This window comes from Nocardioides sp. (assembly GCF_036405735.1).
In the GTDB taxonomy this organism is placed as follows: domain Bacteria; phylum Actinomycetota; class Actinomycetes; order Propionibacteriales; family Nocardioidaceae; genus Nocardioides.
The window spans coordinates 1-14,833 of record NZ_DASWXC010000068.1 but is presented as its reverse complement, the minus strand read 5'-3'; the positions used below and the strand labels follow the sequence as shown (position 1 = coordinate 14,833).

The 14,833-nt window shown below is 72.1% G+C and carries 15 protein-coding genes, 2 tRNA genes and 1 pseudogene; 12 read left to right on the top strand and 6 right to left on the bottom strand.

Going from position 1 to position 14,833, the window contains the following annotated elements:
• Nucleotides 1-69 precede the first annotated feature (69 nt).
• Entirely contained in the window at nt 70-624 is a 555-nt protein-coding gene (locus VGE38_RS10800; protein ID WP_331142543.1) for a TetR family transcriptional regulator, read from the top strand.
• Between the two features lie 39 nt (nt 625-663).
• Here VGE38_RS10800 and VGE38_RS10795 read toward each other — a convergent pair whose 3' ends face one another.
• From VGE38_RS10795 to VGE38_RS10785, 3 genes are read right to left on the bottom strand one after another with little or no spacing between them, the layout of a single operon-like run.
• Complete coding sequence (locus tag VGE38_RS10795; protein WP_331142542.1) at nt 664-1,842, bottom strand: PP2C family protein-serine/threonine phosphatase; 1,179 nt, start codon at nt 1,840-1,842, stop codon at nt 664-666.
• 18 nt (nt 1,843-1,860) lie between these two features.
• Nucleotides 1,861-2,664: an alpha/beta fold hydrolase gene (locus VGE38_RS10790; RefSeq protein WP_331142541.1), complete on the bottom strand. Its 804-nt coding sequence runs from the start codon at nt 2,662-2,664 to the stop codon at nt 1,861-1,863.
• Between the two features lie 46 nt (nt 2,665-2,710).
• Nucleotides 2,711-3,568 (bottom strand): 3-methyladenine DNA glycosylase, encoded by an 858-nt coding sequence (locus VGE38_RS10785; RefSeq protein WP_331142567.1) that lies wholly within the window; start codon nt 3,566-3,568, stop codon nt 2,711-2,713.
• A 41-nt stretch (nt 3,569-3,609) separates the two neighbouring features.
• On the opposite strand from VGE38_RS10785, the gene VGE38_RS10780 reads away from it, so the two are divergent.
• The 5 genes from VGE38_RS10780 to VGE38_RS10760 all read left to right on the top strand — a co-directional run bounded on the left by VGE38_RS10780 (nt 3,610) and on the right by VGE38_RS10760 (nt 7,173).
• Nucleotides 3,610-4,434 (top strand): fumarylacetoacetate hydrolase family protein, encoded by an 825-nt coding sequence (locus tag VGE38_RS10780; RefSeq protein ID WP_331142540.1) that lies wholly within the window; start codon nt 3,610-3,612, stop codon nt 4,432-4,434.
• A 49-nt stretch (nt 4,435-4,483) separates the two neighbouring features.
• Nucleotides 4,484-5,926 carry a glutamate--tRNA ligase gene (gene gltX, locus VGE38_RS10775; RefSeq protein WP_414690938.1) on the top strand — a complete coding sequence of 481 codons (1,443 nt, stop codon included), beginning with the start codon at nt 4,484-4,486 and terminating at the stop codon, nt 5,924-5,926.
• A gap of 8 nt (nt 5,927-5,934) precedes the next feature.
• On the top strand, nt 5,935-6,894 hold the full coding sequence (locus VGE38_RS10770; protein WP_331142538.1) for a CPBP family intramembrane glutamic endopeptidase: 960 nt from the start codon (nt 5,935-5,937) through the stop codon (nt 6,892-6,894).
• 55 nt (nt 6,895-6,949) lie between these two features.
• A tRNA-Gln gene (locus VGE38_RS10765) sits at nt 6,950-7,021 on the top strand.
• 79 nt (nt 7,022-7,100) lie between these two features.
• A tRNA-Glu gene (locus VGE38_RS10760) sits at nt 7,101-7,173 on the top strand.
• A gap of 93 nt (nt 7,174-7,266) precedes the next feature.
• Here VGE38_RS10760 and VGE38_RS10755 read toward each other — a convergent pair.
• Entirely contained in the window at nt 7,267-8,064 is a 798-nt protein-coding gene (locus tag VGE38_RS10755) for a hypothetical protein (RefSeq protein WP_331142537.1), read from the bottom strand.
• Nucleotides 8,065-8,284: 220 nt separating this feature from the next.
• Here VGE38_RS10755 and VGE38_RS10750 point away from each other — a divergent pair, with 220 nt between their 5' ends.
• From VGE38_RS10750 to VGE38_RS10740, 3 genes are read left to right on the top strand one after another with little or no spacing between them, the layout of a single operon-like run.
• The gene (locus tag VGE38_RS10750) at nt 8,285-9,751 is read left to right on the top strand and encodes an Ada metal-binding domain-containing protein (protein WP_331142536.1); all 1,467 of its coding nucleotides are present in this window, start codon (nt 8,285-8,287) and stop codon (nt 9,749-9,751) included.
• Complete coding sequence (locus VGE38_RS10745) at nt 9,751-10,230, top strand: methylated-DNA--[protein]-cysteine S-methyltransferase (protein ID WP_331142535.1); 480 nt, start codon at nt 9,751-9,753, stop codon at nt 10,228-10,230. Before VGE38_RS10750 ends, VGE38_RS10745 begins: the two co-directional genes overlap by 1 nt.
• 44 nt (nt 10,231-10,274) lie before the next feature.
• Nucleotides 10,275-10,817, top strand: coding sequence for an NUDIX domain-containing protein (locus VGE38_RS10740; RefSeq protein ID WP_331142534.1), 543 nt, complete (start codon nt 10,275-10,277; stop codon nt 10,815-10,817).
• Nucleotides 10,818-10,840: 23 nt separating this feature from the next.
• On the opposite strand, the gene VGE38_RS10735 is transcribed toward VGE38_RS10740, so the two are convergent.
• The gene (locus VGE38_RS10735; RefSeq protein WP_331142533.1) at nt 10,841-11,563 is read right to left on the bottom strand and encodes an IclR family transcriptional regulator; all 723 of its coding nucleotides are present in this window, start codon (nt 11,561-11,563) and stop codon (nt 10,841-10,843) included.
• 100 nt (nt 11,564-11,663) lie between these two features.
• Between VGE38_RS10735 and leuC the strand changes: the two genes are divergently transcribed.
• The 3 genes from leuC (at nt 11,664) to VGE38_RS10720 (ending at nt 14,531) form a co-directional block, all read left to right on the top strand.
• Nucleotides 11,664-13,079: a 3-isopropylmalate dehydratase large subunit gene (gene leuC / locus VGE38_RS10730; RefSeq protein ID WP_331142532.1), complete on the top strand. Its 1,416-nt coding sequence runs from the start codon at nt 11,664-11,666 to the stop codon at nt 13,077-13,079.
• 2 nt (nt 13,080-13,081) lie between these two features.
• Nucleotides 13,082-13,675, top strand: a complete 594-nt coding sequence (gene leuD / locus VGE38_RS10725; RefSeq protein ID WP_331142531.1) for a 3-isopropylmalate dehydratase small subunit — start codon at nt 13,082-13,084, stop codon at nt 13,673-13,675.
• Nucleotides 13,676-13,844: 169 nt separating this feature from the next.
• Complete coding sequence (locus tag VGE38_RS10720) at nt 13,845-14,531, top strand: HU family DNA-binding protein (protein ID WP_331142530.1); 687 nt, start codon at nt 13,845-13,847, stop codon at nt 14,529-14,531.
• Between the two features lie 37 nt (nt 14,532-14,568).
• On the opposite strand, the pseudogene VGE38_RS10715 reads toward VGE38_RS10720, so the two are convergent.
• Nucleotides 14,569-14,833: pseudogene (locus tag VGE38_RS10715) on the bottom strand (2-phospho-L-lactate guanylyltransferase); the annotation flags it as partial.

The following is a 14,833-nucleotide window of genomic DNA, read 5'->3' as shown; positions in this document are numbered from 1 at the left end:
ACAGTGGTCAGGTGAACGGCGTTCAGGTTAGGGTGGCGACCCCTGCCGGTCAACCGTGGAGTCCGTCACATGCGCTACCGCCGCCGCGACATCGTCGAGCGCGCCGTCGAGGTCCTCGACGACTACGGCCTCGCCGACCTGTCGATGCGACGCCTCGGCTCCGAGCTCGGCGTGCAGCCGAGTGCCCTCTACCACCACTTCGCCAACAAGCAGACGCTGCTGGCCGCGATCGCCGACGAGCTGCTCTCGCGCCCGGCGTGGCCGGTGACGGGGGAGTGGGCCGACCGGGTGGTCGCCATCTGCGGCACCCTCCGCGACGCGCTGCTGGCCTACCGCGACGGTGCCGAGCTGGTCGCGACCGTGCACGCGTTCGGTCTCGGCGCCAGGCTGCCGCACGAGCTGCTCCTGGCGGCGCTGGCCGACGGAGGTGTCGGCCCCGTCGCTCCCGCCGCCGCCCGCACGCTGCTGCACTACGTCTACGGTCACGCGGTCGACGAGCAGACCCACCTGCAGGCGACCGCGGCGGGTGCCATCGACGACGACCCTCGCGACGTCGACGACTTCGGCGTCGGGCTCGCGATGATCGTGGCCGGCATCCAGGTGGTGGGGGCCACCCGGTCCTGAAGCCCGTCCTGAGGCCGGTCCTGGGACCGGGCCCGAGCGTCAGTGAGCCGGTGGGACGCGGACGCCGACGGCCGCGATGTCGTCGTACGCGTTGCCGTCCTGGAAGGCGAGCGCCTCGGAGACCAGATGGGACAGGGCGCCGTCGATCGTGTCGGACGCGGCGAGCGAGTCGCGCAGCGAGGCGAGCAACCGCTGCTCGCCGAACATCGTTCCGCCGGCGCGCCCGTCGGTGATCCCGTCGGTGTAGAGCACGATGCCCTCCTCCGGTCCGAGCAGCAGCTCCTGCTCGGCGAACGGGAGGTCGGGCAGCATGCCGATCAGCGGCCCCGAGAACGCGGCGAAGCGCGGCTCGCGGCCCGGGCCGATCAGCACCGGCGGCGGGTGGCCCCCGACGCTCAGCACCGCGCGCCAGCCCGCCTCTTCACGGGAGAGACGGACCAGGACGCAGGTGCAGAACCGGTCCTCGTCCCCGTTGAGGAGCAGCAGCTCGTTGAGCTGGCCGAGCACCTGGGCCGGCGAGCGCTCGGCGACGGTCAGCACGCGCAGCGTGTGGCGGACGAACGCCGTGACCACCGCGGCCTCGGCGCCCTTGCCGCAGACGTCGCCGAGCACCACGACCCACTCGTCGTTCGTGACCGCGAAGACGTCGTAGAAGTCGCCGCCGACGACCGTGCCGTCGCCGGCCGGTCGGTAGGCGCCGCTCACCTCCAGGCCGCTCACGGTCGGCACGGAGGGAGGGATGAAGGTGCCCTGAAGGGTGCGGGCCAGCGAGCGGGCCCGCTGCTCGGACACCTCCGCGCGCTCCTTGGCCCGCAGCAGCTCGCGCTCGTACTCACGCCGCTCGGTCGAGTCGAAGACCGCGATGCGCACGACGCGCGGGTCTCCGGCGGTGTCGCGGTCGAGCACGGCGTTGACCAGCGCCGGCATCCGGCTGCCGTCACGGCGTACGACCTCCAGCGCGATCTCGCGCACGGAGCCCTGCAGCTGCAGCAGCGGTCGGTAGTGGGTCTCGTGGTAGAGCCGTCCACCGGCGGAGAGGAGGTCGACGAAGTGCCGACCAGCCAGCTCCGCGCGGTCGTAGCCCGTCCAGGCGAGGAACGTCTCGTTCACCCGCACGATGCGCCCATCCGGGGTCGTGGACAGGTGGCCGCAGGGCGCATGCTCGTAGAGGGCGACCGCGTCGTCCTCCACGAACGCCTCGCCGGGGGCCTCGGGCACCCGCTCCTGGACCATCGGCTAGGACCGCGAGCCGATGAAGGCGGCGATGGCGTCGATCGTCTCCGCGGGGTCGCTGAGGTGCGGGCAGTGGCCGGTTGCCCGGAGCATGACCAGCTCGCTGTCCGGGATGGTCTTCGCGACGAACTCGCCCACCTCCGGTGGCGCGATCACGTCCGAGCTGCACTGCAGCACGAGAGTCGGAGTCACGACGTGCGCCAGGTCCTCGCGGTTGTCGGAGAGGAACGTCGCGCGCGCGAAGCGGCGCGCGATCTCCGGGTCCATGCGACAGAAGCTGGCGGTGAGCTCCTGGCCGAGCTGCGGGCGCTCGGGATTGCCGATGATCGCCGGTGCCATCGCCGCCGACCAGCCCAGGTAGTTGCTCTCCAGCGACTGCAGCAGCTCGTCGATGTCGGCCCGGCTGAAGCCGCCGCGGTAGCCCTCGTCGTCGATGTAGCGCGGCGAGGGGCCGACGAGCACCAGCCGCGAGAACCGCTCCGGCACCCGTCGCTCGGCGAGGACGCCGATCATGGCGGCGACCGAGTGGCCGACGAAGACGACGTCGTGTAGGTCGAGCTCGGTGAGGATCTCGACGAGGTCGTCCGCGTAGCCGTCCAGGGACGCGTACTTCTCCGGGTCGTACGCCGAGGCATCGGCACCGCCCGCGCCGACGTGGTCGTAGAGCACGACCCGGTGGTCCGCGGCGAACGCCGGAGCGACATGACGCCACATCGTCTGGTCACAGCCGAACCCGTGCGCGAAGACCATCGGCCGGCCGGACTCGGGTCCGGTGACCGTCACGTGGTTGCGCACGATGGCACTCATGAGCGAACCCTAGTCCCCCGGCGCCGGTTTCCCTTTACCCAGCCAGTTACCCGGTCAGCAGACGCTCGCACTCGGCGGCCAGGCGCCGGCGCAGCGGAGTGGCTCGCGCGGCGAACGACTCCTGCCGCGCGGCGTACTCGCGCTTGCCCTCGGCGGTCTCGACCCGGACGGGGGACCACTCCTCGCCGGTGGGGTCCAGCCGCCAGCCGGTCAGGTCGTACGGCGCGGCCCGCATGTCGAGGATCCGGATGTCCCAGGCCAGCTCGAAGCAGTCGGCGACCAGGTCGGAGGAGATCATCGGCGAGAGCCGGAAGGCGTGCTTGTACAGGTCCATGCCCGCGTGCAGGCAGGCCGGCTGCTCGAAGTCGGGCCGGTCGTCCGAGGCGGGGGAGAGCGTGTTCAGCGGGACCGCGGCCGGGGTGAAGAAGCGGAAGGCGTCGAAGTGGGAGCACGCGATCCGGTGGGACTCCACCACGGCGTCGGTGCCAGCGGCGCCGAGGCGCAGCGGGACGCGGTGGCGGGTCTCGCCCGACTCCGCGCTCCGGTAGACCATCGCCCACTCGTGCATCCCGAAGCAGCCGAGGTTGCCGGGCCGCGACAGGGTCGCGCGCAGCAGCCGGTGCAGCGTCTGGAGCAGCATGCGCTGCGCGGCGACGTACGCCGCAGCGACCGCCCCGCCGTCGTACCCCTTGAGACCGTCGAGCTCCGGCGCGTCCTCGACGAGCACCCCGAAGCCCGGATGCCAGCGCAGCAGCTGCGCGGGACGCTGGGCGTAGTAGGTGAAGAGGAAGTCGTGGACCGGGTGGGCGACACCGGCCTCGCGACGCGCGAGGTGCGGCTCGACGTACGGCGCGAGCCGGGCGCGGTGTGACGCGGCCCGCGCCAGCCACTCCTCGCGCGACATCACCTCCACGGCCGACAAGGGTAGGTCGATAGGCTCGCAGCGTGCGCATCGCGAGATTCACCACCGGCGGAGACCCCCAGTACGGCGTCATCGCCGGTGAGCTCGACCAGTTCGGCCAGCCGGCGGAGGACGCGCAGCTCCTCGTGCTGGCCGGTGACCCGCTCTACGTGGGCCTCAAGCCGACCGAGCAGACGCTCCGGTTCGCCGACGTCAAGCTGCTCGCGCCCGTGATCCCGCGCAGCAAGGTCGTGGCGATCGGCAAGAACTACGCCGACCATGTGGCGGAGATGAAGGGCGTCACCGGCGGTGACGCGCCCGAGGAGCCGCTGCTGTTCCTCAAGCCGAACACGAGCGTGATCGGGCCGGGCGACAGCATCGTCTACCCGCCGCAGACCGAGAACGTCCACTTCGAGGGCGAGCTGGCCGTCGTGATCGGCCGGATCTGCAAGGACGTCCCGGCGGCCAAGGCCGCCGACGTGATCTTCGGCTTCACCCTCGCCAACGACGTCAGCGCCCGCGACCTGCAGGTCAAGGACCAGCAGTGGAGCCGCGCGAAGGGGTTCGACACGTTCTGCCCGCTCGGGCCGTGGATCGACACCGACCTGACGCTGGCGGAGATCGAGGCCGGCATCGACCTCAAGACGTACCTCGAGGGCGACCTCAAGCAGGACGGCACCACCGCCGACCTCATCTTCGACGTCGCGCGGATCATCGAGCACGTCACCGCAGCGATGACCCTGCTGCCCGGCGACGTCATCCTCACCGGCACACCCGCCGGCGTCGGCCCGATGCAGCCCGGCGACGAGGTCGAGGTGACCTCGTCGCGGCTGGGCGCGCTGACCAACCCCGTGATCAAGAAGCCCTGACCAGAGGCCCTGACCCAGAAGTGAGTGCACTGTGACTGTCCGCGTCCGTATGGCTCCGTCCCCGACCGGCTCGCCCCACGTGGGCCTGGTGCGCACGGCGCTGTTCAACTGGGCCTTCGCCCGCCACCACGGCGGCACCTTCGTGTTCCGCATCGAGGACACCGACAAGGAGCGCAGCACCGACGAGTCCTACCGGGCGATCATCGACCTGATGCGCTGGCTCGGCCTGGACTGGGACGAGGGGCCGGAGGTCGGCGGCCCGCACGCGCCGTACTTCCAGAGCGAGCGCGGCGAGCTCTACGCCGACGCCCTGCAGCGGCTGCGCGAGTCCCGCTTCGCCTACGACTGCTACTGCACGACCGACGAGGTCGCCGCGCGCCGCATGGAGTCCGGCTCCAAGGTCATGGGGTACGACGGCTTCTGCCGTGAGCTGACCGAGGACCAGGTCGAGGCGTTCCTCGCCGAGGGTCGCCAGCCGGTCGTCCGGTTCCGGATGCCCGAGGGCTCCATCACCTGGCGCGACCTGGTGCGCGGCGAGGTGACCTTCGAGACCGAGTTCGTGCCCGACTACGCGCTGTGCCGTGCCAACGGCGACCCGCTCTACACGCTGGTCAACCCGGTCGACGACGCGTTGATGGAGATCACCCACGTGCTGCGCGGGGAGGACCTGCTGTCCTCCACGCCGCGACAGCTCGCCCTCTACGAGGCGCTCAAGGAGCTCGGGATCGCGAAGGTGACGCCGGAGTTCGGTCACCTGCCCTACGTGATGGGCGAAGGCAACAAGAAGCTCTCCAAGCGCGATCCCGAGGCCCACGCCCTCGCCTACCGCGACCAGGGCTATCTGCCGGAGGGGCTGCTCAACTACCTGGCGCTGCTGGGCTGGTCGATCGCGGCGGACCGCGACGTCTTCACGCTGGAGGAGATGGTCGAGGCGTTCGACGTCACGGACGTCGTGCCCAACCCGGCCCGCTTCGACCTGAAGAAGGCCGACGCCATCAACGCCGCGCACATGCGGCTGCTGTCGACCGACGAGATCACCCACCGCGTGCTGCCCTTCCTCAAGGCCGACGGGGTGGTCGGCGATCCGGTCTCCGACGCCGATGCCCGGCTGCTCGAGCTGGCGATGCCGCTGGTCGCCGAGCGGATCAACAAGCTGACCGAGGCCTCGGCCATGCTCGGCTTCCTCTTCGTCGACGAGGCGTCCTTCGCCCTCGACCCGGCCGACGCCGAGAAGCTCCTCGACGAGCGGGGCACGGAGATCGTGCGGGCCGCGCTGGCCGCGGTCGAGGGTCTCGCGACCTGGTCGACGGCGGCGATCCAGGAGGCGTTGCAGTCCGCGCTGATCGACGGGCTCGGCCTCAAGCCACGGGTGGCCTTCGGCCCGGTCCGCGTCGCCGTCACCGGCAAGCGGGTCAGTCCGCCGCTGTTCGAGTCCATGGAGCTGCTGGGCCGCGAGCGCAGCCTGGGTCGGCTCCGCGCGGCGCTGGGCTGAGGACGCCGATGCCCGGGCTGCGCTACGACCAGCTGCTGCGCGGCGGTCGCCGGGGGTGGGCCTGGCCGTTCCTCGGCCTGCCGCTGCTCACGATCCTGCTGCTCGTCGTCCAGGTCGGGCTGGTCGTGGTGGCGGCCGCCGTACTGTTCCTGTCCGGGACCGACGCGGGCGAGGCACAGGACCGGCTCACCGGCGACCCCGTCACACCGATGTTCCTCACGGTGGTGAACCTGGGCTGGGCGGCCGCCATCCCGGCGGTCTGGCTGGTGCTCTGGGCCGCCCACGGACTGCGGCCGGGATGGGCCGCCTCGGTGGTGGGGCGGATCCGCTGGCGCTGGCTGGTGACCTGCTTCGGGCTCAGCGCCGCCGCACTGCTCATCACACTGGTCGTCTCCGCGCTGCTGCCGGCGCAGGGCACCGGTGCGGATGTCGCGGGCGCGTCGGGGGAGCTCAACGACTTCACGACGCAGACGCGCGACTTCCTCATCGTCATCGTGCTGCTGACCCCGCTGCAGGCCGTCGGGGAGGAGTACGCCTTCCGCGGCTACCTGACCCAGGCGTGCGGGGCGTTGGCGCGCAGCCGCGTGGTCGCTGTCGTCGTGCCGGCCCTGGTCTTCGCGCTGCTGCACGGGCTCGGCCAGCCGATCCCCGTCTTCGTCGACCGGTTCGCCTTCGGCCTGGTCGCGGGGATCCTGGTGATCGTGACCGGCGGCCTCGAGGCGGGCATCGCCATGCATGTGCTGAACAACCTGATGGCCTTCGGTCTGGCGCTCGCCTTCGGCGACATGACGCAGACCCTCGCCGCCGCCGACGGCAACTGGTGGATCATGCCCGTCACGCTGACGCAGTCGCTCGCGTTCCTCGCCCTGGTGACGTACGCCGCCCGGCGACGCGGGCTGCAGACCACCTCGGACGCGGGGCCGGTGGAGGGGCCGCCCGTTTTGGTCGGCCAGAACCCGTCCGTGTAGTGTTCTGCCTCGGCCCGGCCGCCTCGGCGGAAGGGCCGCTCGACTGCGAAGTCGATGGTCTATGGTGTAATTGGCAGCACGACTGATTCTGGTTCAGTTAGTCTAGGTTCGAGTCCTAGTAGACCAGCGGATCCGAGCGGAAACGCGAGGATTTGGCGGAGAACGACAGCATCGCTAGTGTTCTCCGAGTCGAAAGACAGCAACAAGCCCCCGTTGTGTAGCGGCCTAGCACGCCTGCCTCTCACGCAGGTAGCGCCGGTTCGAATCCGGTCGGGGGTACCGATCCGTTGGGGTCCCGCGCAGCAGGCAGCTGAGTGGGACCCCTTCGGCATTTCCGCCGGACCGGCCCGCGCCAACCGGACGTCAACGTGGTCAGCAGGTCGCCGCCTGGTCGGCGGCCCTCGCCGCGGCGCGGTACGCCTTCACCTCCCGGTCGCCTTGGCGCCAGCTCCGCAGCCACAGCCGCGTGGCCTGGGCGGGCGTCATCTGGCCGGTGCGGAGCATCTCCATGTGGTGCACGTGCATCCGCCAGGTCTCGAGGGCGACCGACGCGCGGCGCAGCGCCCGGTTCCGAGCGGCGACCGCCTCCACGCAGGGGCGGAGCTCCGCGCCGGACTCCTCGGACAGCGCCTGCTCCGGGCAACGGGCCGTGCGCTGGCCGAACGCCCGATAGGCGGCGTCGAAGCGGTCGAGCCGGTGAGCCGCGCCGACGCGGGTCTGGTTCCAGAACTGGTTGGCCTGCTGGAGAGTGATCGCGCCTGTGACGAGCTTGTTCATGGCCCCGATGTGAACCTCCCACTGGCCGAGCGACTCGGTGGCCGCCTCGAGCCCGTCGGTCTGGGCGTCGTACACCTCCTGGCAGCGCTCGAGAGCGATCGGGTTCTGATCGTCGCCCGCGATGTCTCGCGCCATGTCACCCGTCCCGTGTTCGGTCCCGTCCTCCGTCCCGTGCTCCGCAGGGTCCTCGGCGACGTCATCGGGCTGGTCGTCCGTCGTCGGGTCGCCCATCCGCTGCCCCTGCGAGGTCGTCGCGGGCTGGTCCGCGTCGGGGTCGGAACCGCTCCGGGCCTGCGCCATCCAGAGCAGACCCACCAGCAGTGCGCCGGCCACCACCCCCGCGAGCACCGAGAGGATGGTCCGGCCATGGCCATCGTCATACAGATACGACACGAGGGTCCTCCTCACGAACAGCGCTTTGCCGTTGTGCGTATCCGGCGAGACGCGCCCGACCCGCCGACGATCGGCAGGTTTACCCCCAATAGGGGAGCGACGTGGCGCCAAGACCCGGAGCTCCTGAGCGCCGCGCCTCCGGGTGGGCATCGACACCGACGAGAACCGTCGTGTCCGATTCCCGCCAGAAGATGTCGGCGACCCGGGGGATGATGGAGCCATGCTCCTCGACGCCGACGCCTGCTACCGGGCGGTGCAGTCGCGCGACCGCCGCTTCGACGGCGTCTTCTACACCGCGGTGCGCACCACGCGGATCTACTGCCGCCCGTCCTGTCCGGCGCGGACGCCGCACGCCGCGAACGTCACGTTCCACCGCACCGCCGCGGCGGCACAGGCGGCCGGGTACCGCGCCTGCAAGCGATGCCTGCCCGACGCCACCCCGGGCAGCCCCGAGTGGGACCTCGCCGCGTCCGTCGCCGGACGCGCGATGCGGCTGATCGCTGACGGCGTCGTCGACCGCGAGGGCGTCGCGGGACTCGCCGAGCGCCTCGGCTACAGCGCGCGTCACCTGACCCGGCTCCTCACCGCCGAGCTCGGGGCCGGCCCGCTCGCGCTGGCGCGCGCACGCCGTGCCCAGACGGCACGGACGCTGCTCGAGACCACGACCCTGTCCCACGCCGATGTCGCGTTCGCGGCCGGGTTCGCCAGCGTGCGGCAGTTCAACGACACCGTGCGGGAGGTGTACGCCGCGACGCCGACCGAGCTGCGTGGTCGCCGGGCGAGCACCCGGAGCACGGGCGGCACGCTGCGGCTGCGGCTCGCGGTCCGCACGCCCTTCGCCGGCCGGGCGCTGCACGCCTTCCTCATAGGTCATGCCGTCCCCGGCGTCGAGACCGGCGGTGACGGCTGGTTCGCCCGCACGCTCGACCTGCCGCACGGGCCGGGGACGGTCAGGCTCGACCTCGCCGACGCACCGGCGGCGGGGGAGACCGCCTTCGTGACGGCAGCCTTCACGCTCTCGGACCTGCGCGACACCACCGCGGCGGTGGAGCGGGCCCGCCGGCTGCTCGACGCCGACTGCGACCCCGTCGCCGTCGACACGGCGCTGGGCGGCGACCCCGTGCTGGGACCGCTCGTCGCGACGACACCCGGCCTGCGCGTGGCCGGACACGTCGACGGCGACGAGCTCGCCGTGCGCACCGTCGTCGGCCAGCAGGTCAGCGTCGCGGGCGCCAGCACCGTGCTGGGACGGCTGGTGGCCGAGCACGGCACACCGGTCGCCACGGGCATCCCCGGTCTCACCCACCTGTTCCCCCGCCCGGCGTCGCTGGCCGAGGTCGACCCGGAGACGCTGCCGATGCCGCGGTCGCGGGGCCGCGCGATCGCGGGGCTGGCCGGCGCGCTCGCCACCGGCGAGATCCGGCTGGACCGCGGCACCGACCGGGCCGACGTACGCGCCGGGCTGATGGGGCTGCCCGGCATCGGGCCGTGGACCGCCGACTACGTCGCGCTGCGCGCGCTGGGCCACCCCGACGTCTTCCTGCCCGGCGACGTCGGCGTGCGACGGGCGCTCACCGCCCTCGGGCATCCCGCCGCCGACGGCACCGACTGGGCGCCGTGGCGCTCCTACGCACTCATGCACCTGTGGCACTCGCTGCCCGACACCGCCTCGAGGAGGGCCGCCTGATGTGGACCGTGATCGACTCACCGATCGGGGAGCTGCGCCTGGTCGAGCAGGCCGGCTCGATCACCGCGATCGAGTTCAGCCCGTTCCGCGACACGACCGGCCGCCCGCTCGGTGACCGGGCCGACGACCACCCCGTGCTGCAGGAGTGCGCGCGTCAGCTGCGCGCGTACTTCGCCGGGCAGCTGACGGAGTTCGACCTGCCGCTGGCGCCGGCCGGCAGCGACTTCCAGCAGCGGGTCTGGAGCGAGCTGCGCCGGGTCGGCTTCGGCCGTACGGCGACGTACGGCGAGATCGCCGTGCGTCTCGGCATGACCTTCGCCGCCTCCCGGGCCGTCGGGCTGGCCAACGGCCGCAACCCGATCCCCATCGTGATCCCGTGCCATCGCGTGATCGGCGCGAACGGCACGCTGACGGGGTACGCCGGCGGCCTGGACCGCAAGCAGCTGCTGCTGGACCTCGAGACCGACGCGCTGTTCTAGTGCCCGTCACCCTGAGCCCCTCGCGGGGCCCCTAGGGTGGCGACATGCCCTGGCAGACCCGCGCCTCCCGTGTCGTCTACGAGAACCGCTGGATCAGCGTCCGGGAGGACGACGTGGTGCGGCCCGACGGCGGGGCGGGCATCTACGGCGTGGTCACCGTGCGGCACACCGCGGTGTTCGTGGTTCCGGTGACCGACGCGGGCGAGGTCGTGCTGGTGCGCATGTTCCGCTACACGACCGGCACGGAGTCGATCGAGATCCCCGCCGGTGGGACCGACGGCGAGCCGCCCCTCGAGGCGGCGCAGCGCGAGCTGCGGGAGGAGACCGGGCTGGAGGCCGACAGCTGGCGCGACCTCGGACCGATCACGTCGCTCAACGGCGTCGCCGACGCCCCCGGCCGGGTCTTCCTCGCGCAGCGGCTGCGCCCGTCGGGGGCGGCGTCCGCGATGGAGGAGGAGGGGATCACCGAGGTGATCACCGTGCCGTGGGAGCGCGCGATGGCGATGGTCGGCAGCGGCGAGATCACCGACGGCGAGACGATCGCGCCGCTGCTGCGTGCGGCGATCGCGCTGGGCAAGCTCGGCTGAGGCCCGTATTCCTCGCCGCGACGTCACTCCGCCGCGGCGCGACGCAGCGATTCGGAGAGCCGCTCGGCCGCGGCGATGACGGCCGGCGCGTGCATCCGGCCGGGCTGCCGCGAGAGCCGCTCGAGCGGGCCCGAGACCGAGACCGCGGCGATCACCTTGCCGCCGGGGGAGCGGACCGGCGCCGAGACCGACGCGACGCCGGGCTCCCGCTCGCCGACCGACTGTGCCCAGCCGCGGCGGCGGATGCCCGAGAGCGCGGCCGCGGAGAACGCGGCGTTCTGCAGACCGCGGTGCATCCGCTCGGGGTCCTCCCACGCGAGCAGCACCTGCGCTGCCGAGCCCGCGCGCATCGTGACCTGCGAACCCACGGGGATCGTGTCGCGCAGGCCCGAAGGTCGCTCGGCGGCGGCGACGCAGACTCGTGCATCCCCCTGCCGTCGCCACAGCTGCGCGGACTCGCCGGTGATGTCACGCAGCCGGGCCAGCACGGGACCGGCGGTCGCGAGCAGCCGGTCCTCACCGGCGGCCGCGGACAGCTCCGCCAGCCGCGGTCCGAGGATGAAGCGCCCCTGCATGTCGCGCGCCACGAGCCGGTGATGCTCGAGCGCGACCGCGAGACGATGAGCCGTGGGACGGGCCAGCCCCGTGCCGGCCACCAGGCCGGCGAGCGTGGCGGGGCCCGACTCCAGGGCGGTGAGCACCAGGGCGGCCTTGTCGAGGACGCCCACTCCGCTGCCGTTGTCCATATGGCAAGACTACGGTCTCACGTGATGGGATGCAAGAGCTAGCATCTGAAGTGTCATCGAGCGGTGGCCGCATCGTGGTCGCCTAGTGGAGGAGAGCGTCATGGGCAGGACCCTGTCGGAGAAGGTGTGGGACGAGCACGTCGTCCGGACCGGCGAGGCCGGACAGCCCGATCTCCTCTACATCGACCTCCACCTGATCCACGAGGTCACCAGTCCCCAGGCCTTCGACGGCCTGCGGCTCTCGGGCCGCAAGGTCCGCCGCCCCGACCTCACCCTGGCCACCGAGGACCACAACGTCCCGACCGTGGACTGGGACAAGCCCATCGCGGACCCTGTCTCGCGCACCCAGGTCGAGACGCTGCGCACGAACGCCGCCGAGTTCGGCGTGCGTCTGCACCCGCTCGGCGACGTGGAGCAGGGCATCGTCCACGTCGTCGGACCGCAGCTGGGCCTGACCCAGCCGGGCATGACGATCGTCTGCGGTGACTCGCACACCTCGACCCACGGCGCCTTCGGTGCCATCGCCTTCGGCATCGGCACCTCCGAGGTCGAGCACGTGCTGGCGACCCAGACGCTGCCACAGGCCAAGCCGAAGACCATGGCCGTGACCGTCAACGGGAGCCTGCCGGCCGGCGTCACCGCCAAGGACCTGATCCTCACGCTGATCAGCAAGACCGGCACCGGTGGCGGCCAGGGCTACATCGTGGAGTACCGCGGCCAGGCGATCCGCGAGCTCTCGATGGAGGGCCGGATGACGATCTGCAACATGAGCATCGAGTGGGGCGCCAAGGCCGGCCTGATCGCGCCGGACGAGACCACCTTCGCCTACATCGAGGGCAAGCCCGAGGCGCCGAAGGGTGCCGAGTGGGACGCTGCCGTCGCGCACTGGCGGACGCTGGTCACCGACGACGACGCGGTCTTCGACAAGGAGATCGTGCTCGACGCCGCCGAGGTCACGCCGTTCGTCACCTGGGGCACCAACCCCGGGCAGGGCGCGCCGCTGGGCGCCAACGTCCCCCACCCCGAGGACTTCGCCGACGAGCAGGACCGGATCGCCGCGGAGAAGGCGCTGGCCTACATGGGCCTGGAGGCCGGCACCCCGCTGCGCGAGGTGAAGGTCGACACCGTGTTCATCGGCTCCTGCACCAACGGCCGCATCGAGGACCTGCGCCTGGCCGCCGAGACCATCGCCGGTCACCGGGTCGCCGAGGGCACCCGGCTGCTGGTCGTCCCGGGCTCGGTGAAGGTCCGGATGCAGGCCGAGGCCGAGGGACTGCACGAGGTCTTCCTCGCGGCCGGCGCGGAGTGGCGCGGTGCCGGCTGCTCGATGTGCCTGGGCATGAACCCCGACACGCTGCAGCCGGGCGAGCGCTCGGCCTCGACGTCCAACCGCAACTTCGAGGGTCGCCAGGGCAAGGGTGGTCGCACCCACCTGGTGTCCGTGCCGGTCGCCGCCGCCACGGCCGTCCGCGGCACGCTGTCCTCGCCCGCCGACCTGATCCCCGCAGGAGTCTGACCATGGAGAAGTTCACCACCCACACCGGCGTCGGCGTCCCGCTCAAGCGCAGCAACGTCGACACCGACCAGATCATCCCCGCCGTGTACCTCAAGCGCGTCACACGCTCCGGCTTCGAGGACGGCCTGTTCGCCGCCTGGCGCGGGGAGCCCGACTTCGTCCTGAACAACCCCGCGTACGCCGCGGGCACCGTGCTCGTCGCCGGGCCGGACTTCGGCACCGGCTCCTCCCGCGAGCACGCGGTCTGGGCGCTGCAGAACTACGGGTTCAAGGCCGTCATCTCCAGCCGGTTCGCCGACATCTTCCGCGGCAACTCCGGCAAGGCCGGGCTGCTCGCCGCGCAGGTCGATGAGAAGGTCGTCCAGCGGCTCTGGGACTACCTCGACGACAACCCCGGCGGGCAGATCACCGTCGACCTGGAGGCGAAGACCGTCAGCACCCCCGACGGCGAGGTGCAGGACTCCTTCGACATCGACGACTACACCCGCTGGCGGCTGCTGGAGGGCCTCGACGACATCGGCATCACGCTCGGGCACGAGGCCGACATCGCCGCCTACGAGGCGCACCGGCCGAGCTGGAAGCCCGCCACGCTCTGACCCTGTCGCGAGCGCGACCTTTCCTGGTCCTGTGGGCTGGTCTCTGGCGCTGGTCTTTGGGCTGGTCTCTGGAGCTGGTCATTGTGACGACCCCGCCGAGTGCCTAGCGTGCCAAGCAGGCACGCCGCGCGCCCAGGCTCGGCGCCGAGGGGTTCAGGAAGGGTCGGAAGTGAACAAGTCTCAGCTCATCGACGCGCTCGCCGCGCGGTACGACGGGAACAAGAAGGCAGCGGCGCACGCGCTGGAGTCCGTGCTCGACACCATCACGCGCGAGGTGGCGCGCGGTGAGAAGGTCGCCATCACGGGCTTCGGCTCGTTCGAGAAGCGGCTCCGGCCGGCTCGATGGGGCCGCAACCCACGGACCGGCGAGCGGATGAAGTCGAAGAAGACGTTCGTCCCGAAGTTCAGCGCCGGCGCCGACCTGCGCAACGTCGTGTCCGGGGTCAAGAAGCTGCCGAAGCTCAACCTCGACGCCGCCCGTGCGGCGGCGTCGATGGCGAGCGCACCGGTCAAGGCGGCCGCGGCCAAGGCGGCTCCGGCGAAGGTCACTCCGCCGGCGAAGGCAGCGGCCTCGCCGGCTGCCTCCCGGGCCGCGAGCGACTCCGGCGCCGCCGCGCCGGCCGCGAGGAAGACCGCGACCACCAAGAGCGCCCCGGCGAAGAAGACGGCGGCCAAGAAGACGGCGGCCAAGAAGACGGCGACCGCGAAGAGGGCCACCACGCCGACGACGGCGACTAACACGAGCACGCCGACGAAGGCAGCGGCCAAGAAGACGGCGGCCAAGAAGACGGCGACCAAGAAGACGGCGACGAAGAAGGCGCCAGCCACGCCGACCGACTCGCCGACCGACTCCTAGACACGGCCGGCCGCCGACGCTCGAGCGGCGCCTGGTCCTACCAGCCGAGAAGCTCGGCCGTCGCGGCAGCGGTGCGCGGCCCGAGGCCGATGGCGGCCGCGAGCCGCAGGTCGGCCAGCTCGTCGACGTCGTGGCGCAGCGAGCCGAGCTCGCCTGCGAGGGCCACGGCACCGCTGCCGTCGTGCTGAGCCCGGGAAGCGACGCCGAACCGCGGCGCGAAGCCGTCGGCCGGCGCGGTGTACAGCGTGGTGCCGAGACCCGCCGCGTCGGCGACGTACGCCGCCCGGCCCGCCGGCGCGGCG

What these genes read in the sequence shown, in the direction of transcription:
- VGE38_RS10800 (WP_331142543.1), top strand. Translation starts at nt 70, where the DNA reads ATGCGCTACCGCCGCCGCGACATCGTCGAGCGCGCCGTCGAGGTCCTC.
- VGE38_RS10790 (WP_331142541.1), bottom strand. Translation starts at nt 2,664, where the DNA reads ATGAGTGCCATCGTGCGCAACCACGTGACGGTCACCGGACCCGAGTCC.
- VGE38_RS10785 (WP_331142567.1), bottom strand. Translation starts at nt 3,568, where the DNA reads ATGTCGCGCGAGGAGTGGCTGGCGCGGGCCGCGTCACACCGCGCCCGG.
- gltX (WP_414690938.1), top strand. Translation starts at nt 4,484, where the DNA reads ATGGCTCCGTCCCCGACCGGCTCGCCCCACGTGGGCCTGGTGCGCACG.
- VGE38_RS10770 (WP_331142538.1), top strand. Translation starts at nt 5,935, where the DNA reads ATGCCCGGGCTGCGCTACGACCAGCTGCTGCGCGGCGGTCGCCGGGGG.
- VGE38_RS10750 (WP_331142536.1), top strand. Translation starts at nt 8,285, where the DNA reads ATGCTCCTCGACGCCGACGCCTGCTACCGGGCGGTGCAGTCGCGCGAC.
- VGE38_RS10745 (WP_331142535.1), top strand. Translation starts at nt 9,751, where the DNA reads ATGTGGACCGTGATCGACTCACCGATCGGGGAGCTGCGCCTGGTCGAG.
- VGE38_RS10740 (WP_331142534.1), top strand. Translation starts at nt 10,275, where the DNA reads ATGCCCTGGCAGACCCGCGCCTCCCGTGTCGTCTACGAGAACCGCTGG.
- VGE38_RS10735 (WP_331142533.1), bottom strand. Translation starts at nt 11,563, where the DNA reads ATGGACAACGGCAGCGGAGTGGGCGTCCTCGACAAGGCCGCCCTGGTG.
- leuC (WP_331142532.1), top strand. Translation starts at nt 11,664, where the DNA reads ATGGGCAGGACCCTGTCGGAGAAGGTGTGGGACGAGCACGTCGTCCGG.
- leuD (WP_331142531.1), top strand. Translation starts at nt 13,082, where the DNA reads ATGGAGAAGTTCACCACCCACACCGGCGTCGGCGTCCCGCTCAAGCGC.